This window comes from Sphingomonas sp. UYEF23 (assembly GCF_040546165.1).
GTDB classification, from domain to species: Bacteria; Pseudomonadota; Alphaproteobacteria; order Sphingomonadales; family Sphingomonadaceae; genus Sphingomonas; species Sphingomonas glacialis.
The window spans coordinates 457373-479475 of the sequence record NZ_JBEPNG010000002.1 but is presented as its reverse complement, the minus strand read 5'-3'; the positions used below and the strand labels follow the sequence as shown (position 1 = coordinate 479475).

18 protein-coding genes and 1 tRNA gene are annotated in these 22103 nt (G+C 64.9%); 18 read left to right on the top strand and 1 reads right to left on the bottom strand.

From position 1 onward, the window contains the following. Positions 1-26: 26 nt before the first annotated feature. The 16 genes from ABIB28_RS05525 (at position 27) to ABIB28_RS05450 (ending at position 17411) form a co-directional block, all read left to right on the top strand. Positions 27-566, top strand: coding sequence for a (2Fe-2S)-binding protein (locus tag ABIB28_RS05525; protein WP_133189456.1), 540 nt, complete (start codon positions 27-29; stop codon positions 564-566). Between the two features lie 111 nt (positions 567-677). Continuing rightward, on the top strand, positions 678-1751 hold the full coding sequence (locus tag ABIB28_RS05520; RefSeq protein WP_354286945.1) for an RcnB family protein: 1074 nt from the start codon (positions 678-680) through the stop codon (positions 1749-1751). A gap of 85 nt (positions 1752-1836) precedes the next feature. Next, the gene (locus ABIB28_RS05515) at positions 1837-2517 is read left to right on the top strand and encodes a prolyl hydroxylase family protein (protein WP_322162839.1); all 681 of its coding nucleotides are present in this window, start codon (positions 1837-1839) and stop codon (positions 2515-2517) included. Positions 2518-2581: 64 nt separating this feature from the next. Beyond that, complete coding sequence (gene recJ / locus ABIB28_RS05510) at positions 2582-4345, top strand: single-stranded-DNA-specific exonuclease RecJ (protein WP_354286942.1); 1764 nt, start codon at positions 2582-2584, stop codon at positions 4343-4345. Between the two features lie 79 nt (positions 4346-4424). Then, a tRNA-Glu gene (locus ABIB28_RS05505) sits at positions 4425-4499 on the top strand. A gap of 510 nt (positions 4500-5009) precedes the next feature. Next, complete coding sequence (locus tag ABIB28_RS05500; RefSeq protein ID WP_354286940.1) at positions 5010-5357, top strand: transposase; 348 nt, start codon at positions 5010-5012, stop codon at positions 5355-5357. Between the two features lie 228 nt (positions 5358-5585). Continuing rightward, complete coding sequence (locus tag ABIB28_RS05495) at positions 5586-5804, top strand: hypothetical protein (RefSeq protein ID WP_354286938.1); 219 nt, start codon at positions 5586-5588, stop codon at positions 5802-5804. Next, positions 5804-7861, top strand: coding sequence for an AMP-binding protein (locus ABIB28_RS05490; protein WP_354286936.1), 2058 nt, complete (start codon positions 5804-5806; stop codon positions 7859-7861). The genes ABIB28_RS05495 and ABIB28_RS05490 overlap by 1 nt, the downstream gene beginning before the upstream one ends. 14 nt (positions 7862-7875) lie before the next feature. Continuing rightward, positions 7876-8940, top strand: a complete 1065-nt coding sequence (locus ABIB28_RS05485; protein WP_354286934.1) for a MupA/Atu3671 family FMN-dependent luciferase-like monooxygenase — start codon at positions 7876-7878, stop codon at positions 8938-8940. Then, entirely contained in the window at positions 8934-10082 is a 1149-nt protein-coding gene (locus ABIB28_RS05480) for a type III polyketide synthase (protein WP_354286932.1), read from the top strand. Before ABIB28_RS05485 ends, ABIB28_RS05480 begins: the two co-directional genes overlap by 7 nt. A gap of 5 nt (positions 10083-10087) precedes the next feature. Beyond that, complete coding sequence (locus ABIB28_RS05475; RefSeq protein WP_354286930.1) at positions 10088-11935, top strand: NAD(P)-binding domain-containing protein; 1848 nt, start codon at positions 10088-10090, stop codon at positions 11933-11935. Continuing rightward, the gene (locus tag ABIB28_RS05470) at positions 11928-12215 is read left to right on the top strand and encodes a 4Fe-4S dicluster domain-containing protein (protein ID WP_354286928.1); all 288 of its coding nucleotides are present in this window, start codon (positions 11928-11930) and stop codon (positions 12213-12215) included. The genes ABIB28_RS05475 and ABIB28_RS05470 overlap by 8 nt, the downstream gene beginning before the upstream one ends. A gap of 2 nt (positions 12216-12217) precedes the next feature. After that, positions 12218-12664, top strand: a complete 447-nt coding sequence (locus ABIB28_RS05465) for a hypothetical protein (protein WP_354286927.1) — start codon at positions 12218-12220, stop codon at positions 12662-12664. Beyond that, positions 12661-13116: a DUF2141 domain-containing protein gene (locus tag ABIB28_RS05460; protein WP_322162828.1), complete on the top strand. Its 456-nt coding sequence runs from the start codon at positions 12661-12663 to the stop codon at positions 13114-13116. The genes ABIB28_RS05465 and ABIB28_RS05460 overlap by 4 nt, the downstream gene beginning before the upstream one ends. Positions 13117-13404: 288 nt before the next feature. After that, on the top strand, positions 13405-14352 hold the full coding sequence (locus ABIB28_RS05455) for an efflux RND transporter periplasmic adaptor subunit (RefSeq protein WP_354286925.1): 948 nt from the start codon (positions 13405-13407) through the stop codon (positions 14350-14352). Further along, entirely contained in the window at positions 14349-17411 is a 3063-nt protein-coding gene (locus ABIB28_RS05450; RefSeq protein WP_354286923.1) for an efflux RND transporter permease subunit, read from the top strand. The genes ABIB28_RS05455 and ABIB28_RS05450 overlap by 4 nt, the downstream gene beginning before the upstream one ends. Here ABIB28_RS05450 and ABIB28_RS05445 read toward each other — a convergent pair. Beyond that, complete coding sequence (locus ABIB28_RS05445) at positions 17338-17706, bottom strand: hypothetical protein (RefSeq protein ID WP_354286921.1); 369 nt, start codon at positions 17704-17706, stop codon at positions 17338-17340. The two genes, ABIB28_RS05450 and ABIB28_RS05445, sit on opposite strands and share 74 nt — an antisense overlap. Positions 17707-18085: 379 nt before the next feature. Here ABIB28_RS05445 and ABIB28_RS05440 point away from each other — a divergent pair, with 379 nt between their 5' ends. Both ABIB28_RS05440 and ABIB28_RS05435 read left to right on the top strand, forming a co-directional pair. Continuing rightward, a complete protein-coding gene (locus ABIB28_RS05440) occupies positions 18086-20779 on the top strand; it encodes a glycoside hydrolase family 2 TIM barrel-domain containing protein (RefSeq protein ID WP_354286920.1) in 2694 nt (897 codons plus the stop codon). Positions 20780-20810: 31 nt separating this feature from the next. After that, positions 20811-22100: an MFS transporter gene (locus ABIB28_RS05435; protein ID WP_354286918.1), complete on the top strand. Its 1290-nt coding sequence runs from the start codon at positions 20811-20813 to the stop codon at positions 22098-22100. The last annotated feature ends 3 nt before the right edge of the window (positions 22101-22103 follow it).

Below are 22103 nucleotides of genomic sequence, written 5' to 3'. Positions count from 1 at the left end.
TCGCGCCATCGCCGTGGAGGCCACGCATGACGCGCTTCACCGTCAATAATCAGCCGGTCCAGTACCGGATCGATCCCAACACCCCGCTGCTCTGGGCGCTGCGCGATGCGTCGAACCTGACCGGCACCAAATATGGCTGCGGCACCGGCGACTGCGGTGCCTGCACCGTCGATATCGACGGCGAGGCGGTGCGATCGTGCCAGCGGACGATCGGCGCGATCGAGGGGAGCTATGTCACCACGATCGAGGGCCTGTCGCGTGACCGCACGCACCCGGTGCAAATGGCGTTCCTCGACAAGAACGTCACGCAATGCGGTTTCTGTATCCCCGGTATCATCATGGCCGCATCGGCTCTGCTGAAGAAGAATCGCAACCCGAGCGAGGACGATATTCGCGCCGGGATCACCAATCTGTGTCGCTGCGGCATCTATCCACGACTGGTCGAGGCGATCCTGCTCGCCGCCAGCGTCCAGCGCGGCGACGAGACGATTGCTGCACCGCCGCGCCCTGCCATCACGCCCGCCGACGCAGCGCGCGAAGTTCCAGCACTGACCCCGCCAAGATGAGCCAAAGCTTTCGCAACGCTGTCATCGCAATTCAGCCACGGCTCATCGCGCGCAGAGTATACCGCGTTTAACGACCGGAAATGCTTTCCGGACGAAGATAAGGAAGTATCGATGCGCAAGTCTTTGCTCGCCGCGATCATGGCGGCTTCTGCGTTGATCCCCGCCACCGCGATGGCGCAGGATGCTGGCGATCGGCCAAACCGCGGCGACGGTCAAGGGCGGCGCGGCCTGCAGGAGGGACAGGGCGAAGGCCGCCCCGAGCGCCAGGCGATGCCGGGTGCCGAAGGCCGCATGAACTGGCAGCGCCCGCAGGGCCAGGTGCAGCAGCCGGTTCAGGTCCAGGCGCCGGTCCAGGCTCAGCCGCAGCCGCAGCAACAGCAACAGCAGCAGCGCCCCGATCGCCAGGGCGGCGGTGGGCGCGACTTCGGCGGACGCGGCGAGTATCGCGGCCAGCCGCAAGCTGTCCCGCCGCAGGCGCAAGCTGGCCAGCCCGGTTTCCCCGGCAGGCAGCGCGACGGCCGCCCGGGCTTCGAGCGTGAGCAACGCGAAGGCCGCCCCGATTTCAACGGCGGCCAGCGCGACGGCCGGCCGGATTTCAACCGCGGGCAGCGCGATGGCCGCCCCGACGTCAACGGTGGTCAGCGCGACGGCCGCCCGGATTTCAACCGCGGCCAGCGCGATGGTCGCCCCGGTTTCGAAGGTGGCCCACGCGACGGGCGCCCTGCGTTCGACGGGCAGCAGCGCGGCGGGGATTTCCGCGGCAATGATCGTGGCGATTTCCGTGGCAATGACGGGCGCTTCGGCGATCGTGGCTACAATCGTGGCAATGGCGTCGGATATGGCGGCGGCTATGACCGCAATGACAATCGCGGTGGGTGGAACCGCGATTGGCGGCGCGACAACCGCTACAATTACAACAGCTATCGCACCCAGAACCGCAATCTCTATCGCCTCCCGCGCTACTATGCGCCGTCGGGCTGGTCGGGCGGCTATCGTCGCTTCTCGGTCGGCTTCTCGCTGAGTTCGGTGCTGTTCAACCAGAATTACTGGATCGAAGACGCCGATTACTACCGCCTGCCGCCGGCCTACGGTCCGTATCGCTGGGTGCGCTATTACAACGACGCGCTGCTGGTCGACATCCGCACCGGATATGTCGTCGACACGGTGTACGACATCTTCTGGTAAGACCCGGAAGACCGACCTCGGGGTCCGCAGGCTCGCCGCTTGCGGACCCCTTGTTTTTTGAGCCGCCCGCGGCAAAGTCGCGCGCATGGCTCTCTTTGCAAGGAAACCCAACGGCGCCTCGCCGCTGCGCCGCCAGTTCGGCGAAACCGTCGGGGCGCGGCTCGATGCCAATCCCGCGGTCAAGCGCTTCGCGGTCGACGGCGCGCAAATCTATCAGCACCCCGATTTCCTGGACGCCGCCACCTGCGACGCGCTCGTCGCGATGATCGACGCCAACAAGCGCCGCTCGACGGTGCTTGCCGAGGAGAACATCCAGGAGTTCCGCACGAGCGAAAGCTGCGACATGGACCGCTGGTCGCCCGACGTCCGCCCGACCGACGAGGCGATCGCGCACCTGCTCGGGATCGATCCGGTGCAAGGCGAGACGATGCAGGGCCAACGCTACGCCGTCGGCCAGCATTTCCGCGCGCATTTCGATTATTTCAACGAGAAGCAGGCCTATTGGCCGCAAATGATCGAGACCGGCGGGCAACGCACCTGGACCGCGATGATCTATCTCAACCATGTCGAGGAGGGCGGCGCGACCTGGTTCCCGCAGATCGGCATTCGCGTCGCCCCCAAGAAGGGCCTGCTGCTCGCGTGGAACAACATGAACCGCGATGGCAGCCGCAACACCGAGACGCTCCACGAGGGCATGCCTGTAGTGAGCGGCACCAAGTACATCGTGACCAAATGGTTTCGCGAGGGGAAGTGGATCAAGGCCTGACCCCAGCCTTTGCGCTGACCGCTCCGATTTGCGCTCCTCCGCCAAGCGCGTAGGAGGGCGGGCAATGAACACCGTCCTCAACATCAGCCATTCGATCCTCGGCCAGCCCTGGCGCTGGCGCATGCTCGAGACCGACGCGCGCGATCCCGGTTTCGCGCCCGACGATCTCGTTACGCAATTGCTGCTCGCGCGCGGCTGCCCGCGCGACGCGCTCGACGCGCACAAGGCGCCGAGCATCCGCGGCTTCATGCCCGACCCCTCGATCTTTCGCGACATGGACCGCGCCGCCGACCGGCTCGCCGATGCGGTGCAGGCGGGCGAGCAGCTCGCGATCTTCGGCGATTACGACGTCGACGGGGCGACGTCGGCGGCGCTGATGATCCTGCTGCTGCGCGATCTCGGGCTCGAGGCGCGGCCCTACATCCCCGACCGGATGCGCGAGGGCTATGGCCCGACCGGCGCCGCTCTGGTGCGGCTCAAGGACGAAGGCGCGACGCTGATCGTCACCGTCGATTGCGGCGCACAGGCGTTCGACGCGCTCGCAACGGCGCGCGATGCCGGGGTCGATGTGCTGGTGGTCGATCACCACAAATGCGCCGCCGCGCTTCCGCATGCGCACGCGCTCGTCAATCCCAACCGGCTCGATGAGACCGAGGGCGCCGAGCACGGTCATCTCGCCGCGGTCGGCGTCGCCTTCCTGCTCGGCGCGGCGTTGATCCGCACGCTGCGCGGGCGCGGCTATTTCGCCGATCGCCCCGAACCCAAATTGCTCGATCTGCTCGATCTCGTCGCGCTCGGCACCGTCGCCGACGTGGCGGCCCTGCGCGGGCTCAACCGTGCCTTCGTGGCGCAGGGGCTCAAGGTGATGGCGCAGCGCCGCAACATCGGGCTGAACGCGCTGATCACCGCGTCGCGCCTGACGCGCGCGCCGACCAGCACCGATCTGGGCTTCGCGCTCGGGCCGCGGATCAACGCTGGCGGACGCGTCGGCAAGTCCGATCTCGGCGTCCGCTTGCTCACGACGCGCGACCCGGCCGAGGCCGAGCGAATCGCGGTCGAGCTCGACCGTTTGAACGAGGAACGCCGCGCGATCGAAGGCATCGTCCAGGAAGCCGCCGAACTCATCGCGCTCAACCAGAGCAACCGCGCGGTGCTCGTCGTCGCAGGGCATGGCTGGCACCCCGGCGTGATCGGCATCGTCGCGGGGCGCTTGAAGGAGAAATACGGCCGCCCTGCCCTCGTCATCGCGCTCGACGATGCGGGGCTCGGCAAGGGCTCGGGCCGCTCGATCAGCGGCGTTGACCTCGGTGCGGCGGTGCTTGCGGCGAAGGAGCAAGGCCTGCTCGTCGCGGGTGGCGGTCACGCGATGGCGGCCGGGCTGACGATCGCCGAGGATCACGTCGATGCCTTCGCGGCCTTCCTCAGCGAGCGACTCGAAGCCGCGGTCGCGCGCGCGATGGGCGACCGCGCGCTGCTGCTCGACGCAGTGCTGACCGCGGGCGGCGTCACCCCTGATCTCGTCACCGCGATGGAGCTCGGCGGTCCCTACGGCATGGGCTGGCCGCAGCCGCGCGTCGTCGCCGGCCCCGTGCGGATCATCAAGGCCGATGTCGTCGGCAACGGCCATGTCCGCGCGATCGTCGCGGGCGATGGCGGGGGGTCGCTCAAGACCGTCGCCTTCCGCCAGGCCGACACCGCGCTCGGCCAGGCGCTGCTCGGCGCCGCGCCGCACCGCCGCCTGTGGCTCGCGGGCCGCGCCAAGATCGACGATTGGGGCTCGCGCCCAGCCGCCGAATTGCACATCGACGATGCGGCCTGGGCCGATTGAGGCGATTTCGTGCAAGAGATGGCTTGACCGGCGCGGCGAGTTTCCCTAACCGCCTCCAACCAACCGGCGACGCCGGCATGGCCCCTTCGTCTAGCGGTTAGGACGCGGCCCTTTCACGGCTGAAGCACGGGTTCGATTCCCGTAGGGGTCACCATCGCCAAACCAAAATCGTCGGGCCTTGTGACGGTGCGGCGAGATCCGCATCCGCATTTTGGTTTCTCCCTTTGTGTCGGCGCGAATGGACTGCCTCGGGTCTATCGCGACGATTGGTTGCCCTCTTTCGATCAGGGTCAGACACTCGACGGTCTCCGGCATAGGTGCTGCGCCAGCGCTACGCGGGCGACGACCGAAGGGCGGCGGCGGGTGCTGCGTCGTGGCCGATGCCGAGCGGCGCAGCCGGTTTCATACGCAGTGTGGGATTGGCGAATAGCGTACACGACAGGGAGTAGTTCCGGTCTGATGCAGCCGATGCCCGCACTGTAGCGCGCGACGTTGCGTCGATGATTGCCGGCAGGCGGCTGATCTTCTGCGACGAAACAGGCGTCACGATCAACATGGTCCGATATGAGTGCCAAGGGCGCAAAGGGCAGCGCATCAATGGCTTCGCGCTCGTTGGCGATCGGCGGATCACGGCCGTCTTGCCGGGCTCGACCGCAAGGGCATCATGACACCGCTGATCGTCGGTCAACCGATGAACCGGGCGGTCTTGCTAGACTACGCCTCGCAGTATCTGGTTCCCGCGCTCCAAGGCGGTGACATCGTCAGATGCCTCCGCGTTTCAAGCCGTAAAGACACCGAGACCGCACAGATCATCGCCGACAAAGGCGCGACGTCGCGCTTCCTCCTGCGCTACTCACCCGGTCTGAACCCGATCGAAATGGCCATCTCAAAAAAAATCGCTCCGGACGCTGGGACCGCATCGGTCACCGTGTCGATCTGTTTCCGCCCGACGAATGCCGAAACCGGCTTCGTTATGCCGAAGGGAAGCCGACAGGGTCACCAGCCGCTATAAAAATCCATTTTGGCTCGAAGGCGTACAAATTATAACCAGAATCGCCTTAGTTACCTACATTGATTACCTAGAATTATTGATCATCAATCAGAATATGCATATGCTTCTTTCAATTACTACGAACTATCAAATACATTTATTTGAATTATACGAATTTATAAATCGCATTTGATGTAAACCCATATTTATGAATCTCTATTGACGTAATTTATTCAGTCGGGAGGGGGCATGAAAAACTCTTATATTTTTACGGCGTTCCGTAATTATAGTGTTCGGCCCGACATCCCCGAAAATTGGGATACCCTCTGCTCCATCACCGAGGCGGTGGATCGCCGCAGGCAACACAACATCGAATTGCGGCGCGCGCGTCGCCAGACGTTACCAGAAATTTGGCAAACCGTCGCGATCGGCGGGTTCGCTAGCACCGCTAACGCGACGCAGACTTGATGCGCACCGCCATCATTCCTGCACCGTCGCTGTCGACGCCCGCTAGGGGCGTTACGGTTGCACAGACCATCCTCGAGCGGTTGAGGACCCATGCGGAAGAGCGGCCGGATACGCGCGCCTTCGTCCATTTGCAGGATGGTCAGGTGGCTGGCGCGCTGTCCTATGGAGCGCTCCGCTCGCGTGCTGGGTCCATCGGTGCCGGTCTCCAGTCGATTGGCGTACGGCACGGCGAGCGGGTTGTTCTGCTCTTTCCCTCCAGCCTAGATTTCATCGCCAGCTTTCTGGCTTGCCAGTGGATAGGCGCGATCCCGGTTCCCGCTTATCCGCCGCAACGCGATGCTTTGACCGCTCGGCGCATCATCACGCATTGCGAGGCGTCGTGGGTGCTGGCCAGCACGGCGGTGCACCACCGAATCGTCTCCAAATTCGGGGGGCTTTCGCTATCGCCAGACCGGCTCGTCGCCGTCGATACAGATTTCGGCGCCGATGTCGGGGAATTGGTCGCGACGCCACACGAAATCGCGCTGCTGCAATATACGTCCGGATCGACCAGCGCGCCAAAGGGCGTGGTCCTGACCCATGCGAACCTGCTAGCCAATGTCGCGGCCATCACCAGCCATATGGGTACAACTTCCGGCGAAACAGCCGTCAGCTGGCTGCCCATGTACCATGACATGGGCTTGATCGGCATGGTATTGGGCTCGCTGTATTCCGGCGTTACCCTAAACTTCATGGCGCCGACCGAGTTCGTGCGCAATCCGGCCCGTTGGCTTCAGGCCATCGTCGAAACGAAAGCGCGCTATAGCGGTGGGCCGAATTTCGCCTATCAACATTGCGTTGACCGAATTGGCCCAGCCGTGATCGCCGATCTCGACCTGTCGGGATGGCGCGTCGCGACCAACGGGGCGGAGCCGGTCAGGAGCGCGGTCCTCGAAGCCTTTTGCGAGAAATTCGCGGAGTGCGGGTTCAGCCGCAAGGCGTTCCTCCCCTGTTACGGCCTGGCCGAAAGCGCGTTGATGGTAACGGGCGTGTCGGTGCAAGATCAGGCAGCCGTCCGTTACGTCGACAAGACCGGTCTCAAACACGGGCGCGTGGTGTTTAGGACGCGCAGCGCCGCTGGAATTCAGCCCTTTGTGAGCTGTGGCAGCGTTATTTCGGGCCATGATCTGGTGATCGCCGATCCGGCGACGGAAGAGCGATTGCCGGAGAACCGCTGCGGGGAAATCTGGGTGTCGGGACCGAGCGTCACACCGGGCTATTGGGCCGCGAATGCCGCAGACGCGCCCGACCAGCCCCAGCCGTTCGCCATGCTGAACAACCACGACGGCGAGCCCAAGCGCTATCTGCGGACCGGAGACCTCGGCTTCGTCTCGGATGGCCAGTTGTTCGTCACCGGGCGGATCAAGGACCTGATCATCGTGCGCGGGCTCAATTATCATCCGCAGGATCTGGAAGAAGCCGCGTGGCGCTCCCATCCCGCGATCGAGCCAAGCGGTGTCATCGCCTTCCAAGTTGAGCCGTCCAACCCGCTGGATATCATTCTTATTGCCGAGATCCGGCGCGAAATGCTGAGCAAAATAGACTCGGCAGACATTGTCGCGGCGATCCGCAGCGCGCTTTCGTCTGAATTCCAGCTTGCCGGTATTGCGGTCGGACTCGTCCGGCCCCGCGCGCTGCCCCGGACAAGCAGCGGCAAGGTTCAACGGTCCCGCGCAAGAGACATGCACGCCGACGGGGAATTCGATTGCCTGACCTTTGATGACCGTTTGGCACTCCCTGGTACGACGACCGAACTTCTGGCGGCAGATGCAGACGCGGCGATACACCCCCGGTCAGAAACCGAGGCGTGGCTGCTCGAATTGGTGGCGCGCAATCTCAAGATCGACCGGGATCTGGTGCGGTGCGACACGCCGATTATCGACATGGGGATCGATTCGCTTTCGCAGCTGCAATTGACGCACGAAATCAGCGCAAAATTCGGGGTCGAAATTGAGGTCGAGCATTATTTCGACGGCGTCTCTATCCGGGGCGTCGGACAGTTGATCGAAAACGCGTGAGCAGCGGCGCTACCATGCAGTTCAGCCTCATGTTCTTCGCCAGCGATGGCGTCAAAAGTCCCGACGGGATTTACAGCTTTCTGATGGACGCCTGCCGCCTGGCCGATCAGCAAGGGCTCTTGGCCGTCTGGTTGCCGGAACGCCATTTTCACCGCTTTGGCGGCGCTTTCCCGAACCCGGCGGTGGTCGGCGCGGCAGTGGCGGCGGTCACCAGCCGGCTGCGCATTCGTGCGGGCAGCGTCATTCTGCCGCTCAACGATCCGATCCGGATCGCCGAGGAATGGGCGGTTGTCGACAATCTGTCCGACGGGCGAGTCGATCTCGGGTTCGGCCAGGGCTGGAACCCGAACGATTTCGTTTTGATGCCAGACGCCTTTGCCGGCCGCCTGGCAAATTTGCACGACGGGATCGAAACCGTTTCGTCGCTTTGGGCGGGAACCCCGCAAACGCGCCGCAACGGTATCGGTGAAGTGGCCGACGTCCGAACTTTTCCCAGGCCGGTACAGGATAGTTTCGGGCTCTGGCTGACATGCTCGGGGTCGATCGACCGCTTTCGACAAGCCGGCGAGATGGGCGCCAACGTCCTGACCGCGCTGCTGTTTCAGACCATAGCCGAGCTGGCCGAAAAAATCACATGCTACCGCGAGGCACGCGAGAAAGCCGGGCATGACGGGCGTGGGCAGGTCACGCTGATGTTGCATACCTATGTCGGCGAGAGCCGGGAGGGTGTGCGTCGCGCCGTCCGTCAGCCGCTGCTCGGGTATCTGCGCGACTCGACCGATTTGTGGAAACAGCAATTTCCGGCATTTGACGAACTGAGCGATGCCGATCGGGACCGAGTCATCGAATTCGCCTTCGAACGCTATGTGCGGACGCACTCGCTGTGTGGAACTCCGCAGGAGTGCGCCGACCGCGCCGACGCGCTCCGCGCGATCGGCGTGACGGAGATTGCATGTCTGGTGGATTTTGGCGTGCCAACCGACGCCGCCTTAGCCGGGATCAGCCGCATCGCCGCCGTGCAGAACCACCTCCTGGATCAAGCAGATACGTCCCCACCCGAGGAGGTTCTTTCATGCTGAAGCCGCCCACCCGACCTAAGGCGCATATCGTCGCGTCCGCCAGTTCTCTCCCAGCGACCTATTACACTCAGGCGGAGCTCGCCGAGACGATTGTGGCGTTCCTCGACAAGCACAATCTCGATTTTTCCCGTCAGCTTGTCGCAAATCTTTTTGCCAACGTGCGCGTCGACGGACGGCATTTTGAATTCAGTGTCAGCAATTTCTGCGCGCCGCCAACCATCGCGCAGTCGGCCGCTAGCGCAGTCGAGGCGTGCGTGGCCCATTCCGAGACGAACGTCCGCACATTGCTGGCCGATACCGGGCTTTGCCCGCGCGACATTTCGCTGATCGCTTCCGTCACCCTGACGCCCGCGGTCCCCAGCATTGAAGCCCGGCTGATGAACCGGATCGATTTCGGAAGAAGCACGCGACGGATGCCGCTAGCCGGCCTTGGGTGCATGGCGGGAGTTGCCGGCATCAATCGTGTGGCAGACTATCTCGCGGGTCATCCCGATGAGGCGGCGATCCTGATATCTTGCGAACTGTCATCCGGCCTCTGGCAGGGTTCGGTTCAAGCGGATCTTCAGAAGATGATTACGCGCCTGGAAGGCGAGCCTCAGCTCTATGGCGAAATCGTCATGGCGATTGTCACGGCGGCGCTGTTTGGTGACGGGTCGGGTGCAGTGATGCTGGTGGGAGATGAACATCCACTGGCCGACCGGGCCGTGCTGTCCGTCATCGACAATCGCTCAAACTGGGTGCCGGATACGGCACACATCATGGGGCTGGACTATATCGACGAAGGCATGCGCAACATCCTGCGGCCCGAGGTCAAGACCTTTGTCGGGGAGGCGTTGGCCGATGTCATCCTGCCGATGCTGGCTGAATCGAATCTGGCCGTCGCAGATATCGACCATTGGACGCTTCACCCCGGCGGTCCCAAAATCATGGACGCCGCAGAACACGCGTTTAAGCTGTCGGAAGCGATGATGCGTCCTAGCCGCGATATCCTTCGGGACTTGGGCAATATCTCTTCGGCTACCGTATTGGTCATGCTGGATCGCATAATGCGCGGCGGCGACCGACCCACGAACCGCAACGGGCTGCTCGTCGCGATGGGTCCGGGATTCTCGCAAGAAGCCACGCTAGTCCACTGGCACTGACCGCCATGGCGCCACTTGCCCTGTTCGACGTCGTAGTTGCAGTGACGGCGGCCCAGCTCATCGGGTTGGCAGTGTATAGCCGACATAATGTCGCGCGTCGGCTGGCCCACGGCGCGGTCAATGTCGATGCCAGCGGGATCGGCCGGGCCAACATTGCGCTCAGGTGCGGCTGGATCGTCGCGATGCTCGCGGAAGTGCACTGCCTGAACCGCGCCTTTGATCGCTCGATCGGCCGGCTGGCGATCTGCCTGGCCTTGATCGCGCTCGGCCTGCGCGTTTTGGCGATGATCCGCCTCGGGTCGCGCTGGACGTTGCCGACGATCGTGAAGCCAGGCGAGGCAGCGGAGACCGGCGGCATCTATGCGGTGATGCGCCATCCCAACTGGCTCGGCGTCATGATCGAGATTGCGGCCGTCCCGATGATCCATGGCGCGTGGATGACGGCGCTGGCGTTTGGCGTCCTGGAGGCAATCCTTCTTTCTGGACGGCGCGCGGTCGAAGAATCGGCGCTCGCCGGCGCGCAGGTCGCGCGCGCCGACCTCCACAGTCCCGAGACCGAGCGACATGTGGCTATCGTCGGGGCGGGTGCCGCCGGGCTGGCCGCCGCCAAGGCGCTGCTGGATGCCAATGTGGCGATCACCGTATTCGAACGGCGGCCGGATATTGGCGGGTTGTGGCACGCCGACAGTGGCAGCGGCGTCGCGCGCAACACGCACCTTGTTTCGCCCAAATCGGCACAGGCTTTCTCGGATCAGCCGATGCCCGACGCCTTTCCGATCTATCCGCGCCACGATCTCGTACTGTCCTATCTGCAAGACTATGCGGAATCGTGCGGCTTGCGCGATCATGTCCGGTGCGGACGCGCGCTTGAAAGCGCACGGCGCGACGCGGGCGGCTGGCAACTGCATTTTACCGACGGCACGCAAGACCGGTTCAGCCATTTGATCGTCGCCAGCGGCCACCACGACACCCCGCGGATGCCGGATCTTAAAGGCCCGTTCGCCGGGCGAATTCTCCATTCGAAAGACTACACCGGCCCCGAGACGGTCGCCGGGAAGCGCGTGCTGGTGATCGGTGCGGGCCAGTCCGCCATGGATGTGCTGTGCGACGCTGCGGCGGTCGCGAAAGCCGTCTACCATAGCACGCGCCGCGGCTTCATCTGCACACCCCGGTTTTTCATGGGTCACCCCACCGAAGCGATGATGGAATCGCCGCCGCCATTGATCGGTGCGCTGCTGGCGCGCTTACCATTGACCAGCATGTTTCGAATGATCGCGCTGATGTCCGAAACGGTGCTTCGCGTTTCCGGCGCGACAAATGCCAAATTAGGGATCCCACCGTACACAATAGATGACAGCCCGCCACCGCCCACCATGGATCAGCGAGTCTATACCTTCTACGCGATCGGCGACATCATCCATCGCGGGCCGGTGGCGGCGCTTGATGACGGACACGTCGCCTTTGCAGATGGAAACCGCGATGCCATCGACTTGATCGTGTGCAGTACCGGGTATCGCGCCGATTTCCCATTCCTCGATCCCAAGCATCAGCCGAATGACCCGGAGCGTAAAAGCGCGCTGCGGCGGCAGATCTTCCATCGAGATGAACCGACGCTCTTCTTCGTTGGCTTGATCCATCCCATCGGCGCGCACTGGCGCGTCTTCGAGTGGCAGGCGCAGTTGATTGCGACATACCTGACCGCCAGCAAGGCACGCCGCACAGCGTTCGATCTCCTGTCCAAGGGTGGCTATCGTCTCGACCGTGACTCCAGCAGCAAGGATGTGTTGATGGTTAACAAACTGGCTTATCGCCGCGTTTTGAAAGCCGAACGGCGGGGGCTGGTCCATGACTGACCCGAACGCGGACCCACGCGCGCACCGGCCGATCATCGACCGCAACCGCTGCGAAGGCAAAGCCGCCTGCGTGCCTGCATGCCCATGGGACGCGCTTGTGGTGGCGCCGCTGCCCAAGGTCGAACGGCAAGGGCTTTCGCTGCCGGGAATCCTAAAGGGCTATGCCCATGGCTGGCAACAGGCCGTGCTGGTCGATCCGTCCGCCTGCCGCGGCTGCCGCATGTGCGAAGCCGTCTGCCCGGAACAGGCGATCTATTTCTTGTCCGATGGAGGGCGGTAACGATGCCATCGAACACCGACGGCGGTCAGCGCCGCATCGCGCAATATTTCTTCTGCTTGGCAGCACTGTGCGGCCTGGGCGGCATGGGCGTCGGCGCGCTGATGGGCCTGAGGGATGACTATACCCTGATCGCCGCACACGCGCATCTCAACTTGCTCGGCTGGGTCACGCTCGCCTTGATGGGGGGCTATTACCGCCATTCGCCAGCCCGGCCGCGCTGGTCGTTCCTCAATCTCCTGATGTCGGGTTGCGGCGGGCTGGTGCTACCCCTCGCCCACGCTCTGCGTGCGCTGGGTTCGGACTTGGATTGGGTCTTCAAGCTGGGGGCGATTGCCGCGCTTGCCGGCATGGCCCTGTTTTTGGGTGCGGTGATCCTCGACACGCGCGGCAAGCCGGACTTGCTCCACCGGCAGCGCAACACTAGCCCTGAGACTAGGAAAGAGTCATGAAGATGAAAAACTTTGCTTTGCTCGCTGTCGCCGCCGCCACCGCAACCGCCCCGTGTACAGGTGCAGCGCAGGAGCCCGCGCGTTCCAGCATCGTCGTGACGGTATCAAACCTGAAAACCGGAACCGGCCAGATGCACTGCACGCTGTTCCGCTCGGCCCAGGGCTTTCCCCGCCAGCCCGAACTGGCAGCCAAGCGGATCATCGGAACACTATCGGGCAGAACGGCAACCTGCGTCTTTCAAGGCGTCGAAACCGGCCCGGCCGCGATCACCGCCTTTCATGATGAAAACAGCAACCAGAAGCTCGATATGACGCTCGGCGTACTGCCCAAGGAAGGGCTTGGCTGGAGCAACAATCCCAAAGTCTGGATGAAACCTCCCGACTTCGCGCAAGCGCGTTTCATGGTTGGCAATGACCCGACCTATATTCAAATTCGTCTCAATCAGAGATAGACTGATCGGATAAAACCGTCGTACCTTTCGCAGGATTTGCGGCCCTCAGCGTCACTTCATAAATATAGATCTAGTTTTTAGCATATTACTGATTCTGATCGATTATTTGTTCCTATCGCCCACTTGCGGCAAAGGAGACGATTGATTTTTTGTCTGACGACGAACCCCGCGGGACTGCATCGGCGACATGGGGCGTACACGCGAAGGCTTATCGGCCTTGTCCTGTGTGCCGTGGTGAGTGCGTGTGGGACTCGCGCCGTCGAAAACGATGTCCCGCAGCTCCCGCAGGTGCGGATTGCACAAATCGGTGGCACCGCGATTGCGCCGACCGTTGCCGGGGTCGGCACCGTGGCACTCCGCCGCGAGACCTCGCTCGGCTTCACCAGCGCGGGCCGGATCGCGCGGCTCGGCGTCAATGAAGGCGACACCGTTCGGCGCGGGCAGATCCTCGCCGCGCTCGATACCACGACGGTCGCCGCCGATCTGACACGCGCGACCGCCGGGCGCGAGCGCGCGCGCGCGGAATATGCGCGGAGCGACGGATTGATGCAGCAAGGCTGGATCACGCGGCCACGCCTCGAAAGCGCACGCGCCGCGCTGCTCGCGGCCGAGGCGCAAGTCCGTGCGGCGGGGTTCCAGCGCGCGAATGCGACGATCGCCGCGCCCGGCCCCGGCACCGTGCTCGCGCGGCTCGCCGAGCCGGGGCAAGTCGTTGCAGCGGGAACGCCAGTGCTCGTGATCGGCGAGGAAGCGAGCGGCTATGTGCTGCGTTTGCCGGTGTCGGACCGGGACGCCGCGCGTCTCACGCTCGGCGCGGCGGCGCAAACCACGCTTGCCGCGCTCGACGATGCTGTGATCGTCGGGCGCGTGATCGAAATCGCGGGGCGCGCCGATCGGGCGACCGGCACCTTCGCGGTCGAGATCGCGCTGCCCGACGACAAGCGCTTGCGGTCGGGCCAGATCGGCAATGCCAGGATCACCGCAAACGGCGTCGGTGCGACCACGCTCGCGGTGCCGCCGAGCGCGGTGTTCGGCCCGCGCGCGGGCGAGGCGCTGGTCTATGTCGTCGATCTCGCCACGTCGCGGGTGCATTTGCGCAAGATCCACATTGGCGAGGCGAATGACGCGGGCATTGGCGTGACCGGCGGCATCAAGCCCGGCGAATGGGTCGCGCTGTCGCGCGTCGACCGGCTGACCGACGGCATGAAGGTCGCGCCGCTCGGCCCCGCTCGATGAACCTGACCGCCTTTGCGGTGCGGCGCTGGCAGGTGACGTTGGTCGCCTTCGTGCTGCTCGCATTGCTGGGCGTATCGGCGTTCCTCGCAATACCGCGCTCGGTCGATCCGCATTTTCCAATCCCGACCGTGGTGGTGACGGTCATCCTGCCCGGGGCGGACGCCGCCGATATGGAGGAGACCATCGCCAAGCCGCTCGAGGACGTGCTGCAGGGCCTCGACAAGATCGACGAGATTCGCTCGACCAGCACTGATGGCACGGCGGTCATCTCGGTCAATTTCGAACATGGCACCGACGCCGAACAATCGCTCGACCGCGTCGTGCGCGAAGTGCAATCGGTGCGCGACCGCTTGCCACAGGGGATCCAACGCATCGCCTTCCGCCGTCCGCGTACGACCGAGGCGGGGGTGTTGCAGCTCGCCTTGGTCAGCGACACCGCGAGCTGGCGCCGCATGGCGAAGTTCGCCGAGGACATGCGCGACCGGCTGAACGTCGTTCGCGGCGTGCGCTCGACCAGCATCGACGGCGCGGCCAGCCCCGAGGTGCGCGTCGCGATCGATGCCGGGCGGCTGGCCGAGGCGCGCATCCCTGCCTCCGCTGTTGCCACCGCGATCCAGCAGGGCGGGGTCGATTTGCCGGCCGGCACGCTGAACGCTGCAGGTCGGCGCTACAATCTCGATGCGGGCGGCGCCTACCGTGATGTCGAGGCGATCCGCGCGGTCCCGGTACGCGCGGGTGATGGTCGGCTGGTGCGCGTCGGCGACATCGCGACCGTCGATTGGCGCGAGGCCGAGCAGACGCATATCGCGCGCTTCAACGGACACCGCGCCTTGTTCGTGACCGTGCGGCAAAAGGATGAGGCCGATGCGGGGACGTTGCGCAACGATCTCGTTGCGGCGATCGGGAGAGTCCGCACGCAATTGCCGCCCGATCTGAAGCTCGAGATCGGCTTCGACCAGAGCAACGACATCCAGCGCAAACTGGCACAACTCGCGCGCGATTTCGCGATCGCGCTGGCGCTGGTGCTGGTGACGATCCTGCCGCTCGGGTTCCGCCCGTCGCTGATCGTCGCGATCTCGATACCCTTGAGCCTGGCGATGGGCGTCCTGCTGCTCGCCTTGCTCGGCTATTCGCTCAACCAGATCAGCATTTCAGGGTTCATCATCTCGCTCGGACTGCTGGTCGACGATTCGATCGTGGTGACCGAGAATATCGAGCGCCATCTGCGCGACGGCGACACGCCAACCGATGCCGCGATCAACGGCACCAACGAAATCACGGCGGCAGTGATGGGCGCGACCGGCGTGCTGCTCTTCGCCTTCCTGCCCCTGACCTTCCTGCCCGAGGGGGCCGGCGATTTCGTGCGCGGGTTGCCGATGGCGGTGCTCGTCACGGTGGCGAGTTCGCTGCTCGTGTCGCTGACGATCATCCCATTCGTCGCGAGCAAGCTGCTGCGCCCGCACGCCGGCGCGGGCAATGCGCTCCTGCGCTGGATCATGGCGGGGATCCACCGCATTTACGCGCCGATCCTCCACCGTGCGCTCGATCGGCCGCGCACGTGGTTCTGGGCGGCGATGGCGGTGTGTGTCGGTGCGTTCGCGCTCGTCCCGGTGCTGGGCTTCAGCCTGTTTCCCGCCGCCGAGACGCCGTATTTCATCGTTCGCGTCGAAACGCCCGAGGGCAGCACGACCACCGCGACCAACCGCGCCGTGGCGCAGGTCGCGGCGATCCTCCGGCGCGAGCGGGTGGTGGCCAACGTCATGGAAAACGCCGGGCGCGGCAATCCGCAAATCTTCTACAACATCTTCCCGCGCGAGGAGCGTGCGCGCTACGGCGATATCTTCGTGACGATGCAGGATTGGGACGTGCGTGAAAGCCCCAAGCTGTTGAAACGCCTGCGCACTACACTCGCCGCCTATCCCGATGCGCGCGTGACCTTGGTCAATTTCGAAAATGGCCCGCCGGTCGAAGCCCCCGTCGCGGTGCGGATCAGCGGACCCGATCTCGCCGTGTTGAAAACGCTGTCAGACCGGGTCGGTGCGGCGCTGACACAAATTCGGGGCTTGCGGGATATCGACAATCCTTTCGCGTTCGACCGGGTCGACATGGATCTCGGGCTCGATGCCGCGAAGGCCAGTCTGCTCGGCGTTGCGCCGGGAGAAGCGCGGCGTGCGGTTCGGCTCGCGATCAGCGGCGAGCAAGCGAGCCGGTTGCGCGACAATGAAGGCGATACCTGGCCCGTCACCGTCCGCCTCCCGATGGCGACGAACCAGCCGGTCTCGGCGCTTTCGAGCATCTATGTGCCGACACTCGCGGGCGGCAGCATCCCCTTGCTCGAGATCGCGTCCCCCAAGCTGACGAGCGTGCCGCCGCTGATCACGCGCTACAAATTGCAGCGCACCGTCACGATCACCGCGTACAACCAGCCAGGCGTGTTGACCTCCAACCTCAACATTGCGGTGACGCAACGGCTGGCAAAGATCGACCTGCCAGCCGGCTACAGCTTCGGCATCGGTGGCGAGGCGGAGGCGGCGCGGCGCAATTTCTCCGGGCTTGGGCCGATCATCCTGCTCGCGACCTTCGGGATTTTCGGCGTGCTGGTGCTCGAATTCGGGCGTTTCCGCGAGACGATGGTGGTGGCGGGGGTCATTCCGCTCGGCACCGTCGGCGGGCTGGTGGCGATGCTGTTGACGGGCAATTCGCTGTCGTTCCTCGCGATCATCGGCTTCGTCGCGTTGATCGGGATCGAGATCAAGAATTCGATCCTGCTGGTCGATTTCACCACGCAACTGCGCGCACGCGGGATGCCGCTCCGCGAAGCGATCGAGAAGGCGGGCGAGATCCGCTTCCTCCCGGTGCTGCTGACCTCCGTCACCGCCATCGGCGGCTTGCTGCCGTTGGCGCTCGGGGGATCGTCGCTGTATTCGCCGCTGGCGTGGGTGATCATCGGCGGGCTGATCAGCTCGACCTTCCTCAGCCGGATCGTCACGCCGGTGATGTATCTGCTCGCCATCCGCGGCGAAGAAGCCAAACGCTTAGCAGCAGCGCCAATCGCATAGAGCGCTGAGTCATCCTGATGCAGAAGGTGACTACACGCACCAGATTGCAATGATCCACGGCGTCGTCGATGCCGATGTCGAGCGAAGTGTTGGTCGGTACAGCGCCGGTAGGGGCGGTCAGGCTCGGCGCGAGGCGCGTGAGGTCGGTCACGGTAGCGACGTTGCGGTTGATCGGCGTGCCGTCCGAGATCGCGGTGACGGCGACCGGCACGTCCTGAATAGCCTGTTCGCGCTTCTGCGCGGTAACGACGATGTCGGTCAGAGTGCCTTTGGCGACGGGCGCTGTCGTCGCCACTTGGGGAGCGACCGCGCTGTCGCGAGTGGGGCACGGGCGCCGTTGCCGCGCGGCTCGCTGGCGCCGAAACGGAGTGGCGAGTGCCACTGCCGCTACGCCACCGAGCCAAACGATACCGTTGCGCATAAATCCTCACCCTCAAAAGACACCGCATAGCCGCAGTCTGGTCTAGCCACTTAGCTACACCTGACGGTTAGTTAAAACGTGATGTGGTTAGATCACCGTCAGGTTCTGCCACAAATTACCCGGATTATCCTCATTTTGCGGCCTTCCGCGCATTTCCTTTTCGGCGAGGTAGAAAGTTGCGACTGGCACAGCACACCATCTGGTAAGACCGCATCGGCAATGATATCGATGGTCGGATAGGAGAGCGAAAACCATGAACGACCGTCTTATGCGCGGGATCGCCGCCGCAACGCTTGTCTCTGCGACCGCACTGATGATGGCGTCCGCCCCGGCCATCGCGGCGGAAGCGGCAGCGAGCGATGCCCGGGTTGCCAGCACGCTGGCGACCGGCTGGCGGTTCCACCAGGGCGATGCGCCCGAGGCGGTGACCACCCCCGGGTTCGACGATGCTGACTGGCAGTCGGTTGCAGTGCCGCACACGTGGAATCGCGTCGGCTTCTATCGCCCCGATCCGCAAAGCCACATCAACCGCGCCGATACGATCAACAAGACACAGGGGCTCGGCTGGTATCGCCAGCGCTTCGCCGTGCCCGCGGCAATGCGCGGCAAGCGCATCTGGCTCGAATTCGACGCCGCCAGCCGTACCGCGAGCGTATGGCTCAACGGCACCAAACTCGGCGACCATGCCGGCGGCTTCTCGCGCTTCCGGCTCGACGCCACCGACGCGCTGCGCGCCTCGGGCGACAACGTGCTCGTGGTGCGGACCGACAATAGCGCGCCCGGCGGCAAGGACGCGACGACCGCCGACATCCTGCCGCTGACCGGCGACTTCTTCGTCCATGGTGGCCTTTATCGCCCGGTGCGGCTGATTGCGGTCGATCCGATCCATATCGACTTGGCCGATTTCGGCGGCTCGGGCGTGTCCGCGGCCACCACCGCCGCCACGGCGGCCACCGCGCAGGTCGATGTGCGGACGCGCATCGCCAATGCGAGCCACCGTTCGGGCGCGGTCCGCATCACCGCCAGTCTGATCGACACGAACGGCCGCGTGGCGGCGTCGCTGCAGACGGCGCAAACGCTCGCCGCGGCGGCGACGCAGGAAGCGGCACTGAAGCTCACGGTCGCCAATCCGCATCTGTGGCAGGGCGTCGAGGATCCCTATCTCTACACCCTCGCCGTCGATGTGACGGACGCGCGCGGCCGTCTGCTCGATCGCGTCCGCCAGCCGTTCGGGATCCGCACGATCCGGATCGACCCCGAGGCGGGGCTGTTCCTCAATGGCAAGCACGTCCAGCTTCGCGGCGTCGGCTATCACCAGGATCACGAGGGCAAAGGCTGGGCAATCGACGCCGCCGACGTCGCCGCCGACGTGGCGATCCTGCGCGAGATGGGGGTCAACGCGATCCGCCTGACGCATTACCAGCACGGCCAGACGATCCACGATCTCGCCGATCGCTACGGCCTGCTGTTGTGGGACGAGATTCCGCTGGTGTCCGCCTGGACTCGGCGCGGCGAGCTCGAGCCGCGCGCCGCGCTGGTCGACAATGCGCAGCAGCAGATGCGCGAGTTGATCCGCCAGAACGGCAACCATCCCTCGGTGGTCACCTGGGGCATCGCCAATGAAGTCGATTTCGGCAATTCCTTCCCGGCCTTCCTGACCGGCTTCCCCGACGGCAAGACGCCTGACCCGATGCCGTTGCTCAAGACGCTGCAGGATCTCACGCATCGCGAGGATCCGAGCCGCCCCACCGCGCTCGCCACGTGCTGTGAGGGGCGGCTGTTCGATCAGGGGGTCGCGATTCCGACCACCGCCACCGCCGCCGATCTCGGCGGCGCCAATCGCTATTTCGGCTGGTATTTCGGCGTGCCCGGCGATCTCGGCCCGCATCTCGACATGCTCCACGCCAAGCGGCCGCAACAGCCGCTGTCGGTCACCGAATATGGCGCGGGCGGCGCAACCAGCATCCACAGCGACAATGTCCTGGGCGGCCCGATCGATTCACGCGGCGTCACGCAGCCCGAGGAATATGAGAGCTATGTCCACGAGGACGCATGGCGTGCGCTCAAGGCGCGTCCGTATCTCTGGGGCACCTTCCTGTGGAACGCGTTCGATTTCGCGACGACGATCCGCGCCGAGGGCGACGCGCAGGACATCAACACCAAGGGGCTCGTCACCTACGACCGCGCGATCCGCAAGGACGCCTATTATTTCTACAAGGCGAATTGGAGCGCGACGCCGACGGTCCACATCACCGGCCGACGCTATGCCGATCGCGCTTATCGGGTGACCGACGTGCGCGTCTACAGCAATGCCGCGACGACCGATCTGCTGCTCAACGGACGTTCGCTCGGGCAGCGCAGCGATTGCCCCGACCGGATCTGCGTGTGGCAAAACGTCGCGCTCACGGCCGGCAACAACGCGCTCGTCGCACGGGGCGGCACGGCAGAGGATAGCCTCACCTGGACGCTGTCGCCCGACGCCGCCGCCAACGTGCGGATCGACGCCGGCGCGATCGTCGCGGCGAAGGCGACGCAGCGGTTCGGATCGGATGCCTTCTTCACTGGCGGCAAGGCGGGCACGCTGACCAAGCCGGCCGATTACGGCAAGCCCGCCGTCGCAGCCGTGATCGCCGGAGCGCAGGACGCCGCCGTCGCTGCGACCTATCGCGAGGGCCGCTTCAGCTATGCGGTCCCGCTCGCCGACGGGCAGTACCGCGTCGCGCTGACCTTCGTCGAACCGTCGCTGGCAGCCGGAGCCCGCGTGTTCGACGTCACCGCCAACGGGCGCACGATCGTTGAGCGGCTCGACATCGCGCGCAGCGCCGGCGGATCGGCCAAGGCGCTGACCCGCACCGCGACCGTCACCGTTCGCGGCGGCAAGCTCGACCTGGCGTTCGTGCCGCGCACGGGCGCCGCGATCGTCTCGGCAATCGAGATCCTGCGATGATCGCGTCGACCCGCCAGCGGAGGATTGCGGCATGGCATTGAGGATCGAGGGTCGCGGTTGGCGCGACGTACCGCTCCGCTGGAAGCTGATCGGGCTCGTCACGCTTGGGACGATCCTCAACTATCTCGCGCGCTCGACGCTGTCGGTCGCGGCACCGCGTCTGAAGACCGAATTCGGCATGACGACCGAGGATTACAGCTGGGTCGTGCTCGCCTTCCAGGCGAGCTACACGATCATGCAGACCGTCGCAGGCGGGGTGCTCGATGCGCTCGGCACGCGGCTCGGCTTCTTCCTCTTCGCGCTCGGCTGGGCGCTCGCCAACATGGCGCACGCGCTGGCGACCGGCTGGCCGAGCCTCGCCGTGTTCCGCGCGCTGCTCGGCGCGAGCGAGGCGGCGGCCATCCCGGCGGGCGCCAAGACCGTGTCGGAGTGGTTCCCCCCGCGCGAACGTCCGCTTGCGACCAGCGTGTTCCAGATGGGCACCAGCGTCGGCAACATGATCGCACCGCCGCTGGTCGCCTTCTGCATCCTCGCCTGGAACTGGCAGGCCGCCTTCATCGTCACCGGTGGGCTCAGCCTGATATGGGCGTTGCTATGGTATTGGAGCTATCGCAGCCCGGCCGACCATCCGCGCCTGAGCCCGGCCGAACGCGCGGCGATCACCGCGGCGCGCGACGAGGATGTCAGCGCCAAGCCCGCGACGCGCAAGGACCTGCTGCGAAGCCGCGCCTTCTGGGGTATCGCCGTGCCGCGCTTCCTCGCGGAACCGGCGTGGCAGACCTTCAACTTCTTCATCCCGCTCTATCTCGTGTCGGTATGGCACCTCGATCTCAAGAGCATCGCACTGTGGGCGTGGATGCCCTTTCTCGCCGCCGACTTCGGCAGCCTTGCCGCGGGCGTGCTGCCGACCTGGTTGATGAAGCGCGGCGTGCCGCTGGTCGCGTCGCGCAAGGTGACGATGACGGTCGGCGCGCTGTGCATGATCGGGCCGGCGTGCATCGGCCTTGCGGGATCCCCCGGCGTCGCGATCATCCTGTTCTGCGTCGGTGGCTTTGCGCATCAAATGCTGAGCGGCGCGCTGATCACGCTATGCGCCGACATGTTCGACAGCCGGACGGTCGGCACCGCGAGCGGGATGGCCGGTACCTCCGCGTGGATCGGCGGCGTGCTGTTCACGCTGCTCATCGGGCAGAGCGCGGACGCATTCGGCTATGACCCGCTCTTTGCCGCCTTGGCGGCGCTCGATCTTCTCGCAGCCGCTGTGCTGTGGAGCCTGTTGCGCGCCAAGCCGCGCGCACCCGTTGAAATGCAGAAAGGCTAATTC

Bases quoted from the DNA above. Each gene is read 5' to 3' on its own strand.
- ABIB28_RS05495 (WP_354286938.1), top strand. From the start codon at position 5,586: ATGAAAAACTCTTATATTTTTACGGCGTTCCGTAATTATAGTGTTCGG.
- ABIB28_RS05480 (WP_354286932.1), top strand. From the start codon at position 8,934: ATGCTGAAGCCGCCCACCCGACCTAAGGCGCATATCGTCGCGTCCGCC.
- ABIB28_RS05520 (WP_354286945.1), top strand. From the start codon at position 678: ATGCGCAAGTCTTTGCTCGCCGCGATCATGGCGGCTTCTGCGTTGATC.
- ABIB28_RS05435 (WP_354286918.1), top strand. From the start codon at position 20,811: ATGGCATTGAGGATCGAGGGTCGCGGTTGGCGCGACGTACCGCTCCGC.
- ABIB28_RS05500 (WP_354286940.1), top strand. From the start codon at position 5,010: ATGACACCGCTGATCGTCGGTCAACCGATGAACCGGGCGGTCTTGCTA.
- ABIB28_RS05515 (WP_322162839.1), top strand. From the start codon at position 1,837: ATGGCTCTCTTTGCAAGGAAACCCAACGGCGCCTCGCCGCTGCGCCGC.
- ABIB28_RS05470 (WP_354286928.1), top strand. From the start codon at position 11,928: ATGACTGACCCGAACGCGGACCCACGCGCGCACCGGCCGATCATCGAC.
- ABIB28_RS05450 (WP_354286923.1), top strand. From the start codon at position 14,349: ATGAACCTGACCGCCTTTGCGGTGCGGCGCTGGCAGGTGACGTTGGTC.
- ABIB28_RS05475 (WP_354286930.1), top strand. From the start codon at position 10,088: ATGGCGCCACTTGCCCTGTTCGACGTCGTAGTTGCAGTGACGGCGGCC.
- ABIB28_RS05490 (WP_354286936.1), top strand. From the start codon at position 5,804: ATGCGCACCGCCATCATTCCTGCACCGTCGCTGTCGACGCCCGCTAGG.
- ABIB28_RS05525 (WP_133189456.1), top strand. From the start codon at position 27: ATGACGCGCTTCACCGTCAATAATCAGCCGGTCCAGTACCGGATCGAT.
- ABIB28_RS05440 (WP_354286920.1), top strand. From the start codon at position 18,086: ATGAACGACCGTCTTATGCGCGGGATCGCCGCCGCAACGCTTGTCTCT.
- ABIB28_RS05460 (WP_322162828.1), top strand. From the start codon at position 12,661: ATGAAGATGAAAAACTTTGCTTTGCTCGCTGTCGCCGCCGCCACCGCA.
- ABIB28_RS05465 (WP_354286927.1), top strand. From the start codon at position 12,218: ATGCCATCGAACACCGACGGCGGTCAGCGCCGCATCGCGCAATATTTC.
- ABIB28_RS05485 (WP_354286934.1), top strand. From the start codon at position 7,876: ATGCAGTTCAGCCTCATGTTCTTCGCCAGCGATGGCGTCAAAAGTCCC.
- recJ (WP_354286942.1), top strand. From the start codon at position 2,582: ATGAACACCGTCCTCAACATCAGCCATTCGATCCTCGGCCAGCCCTGG.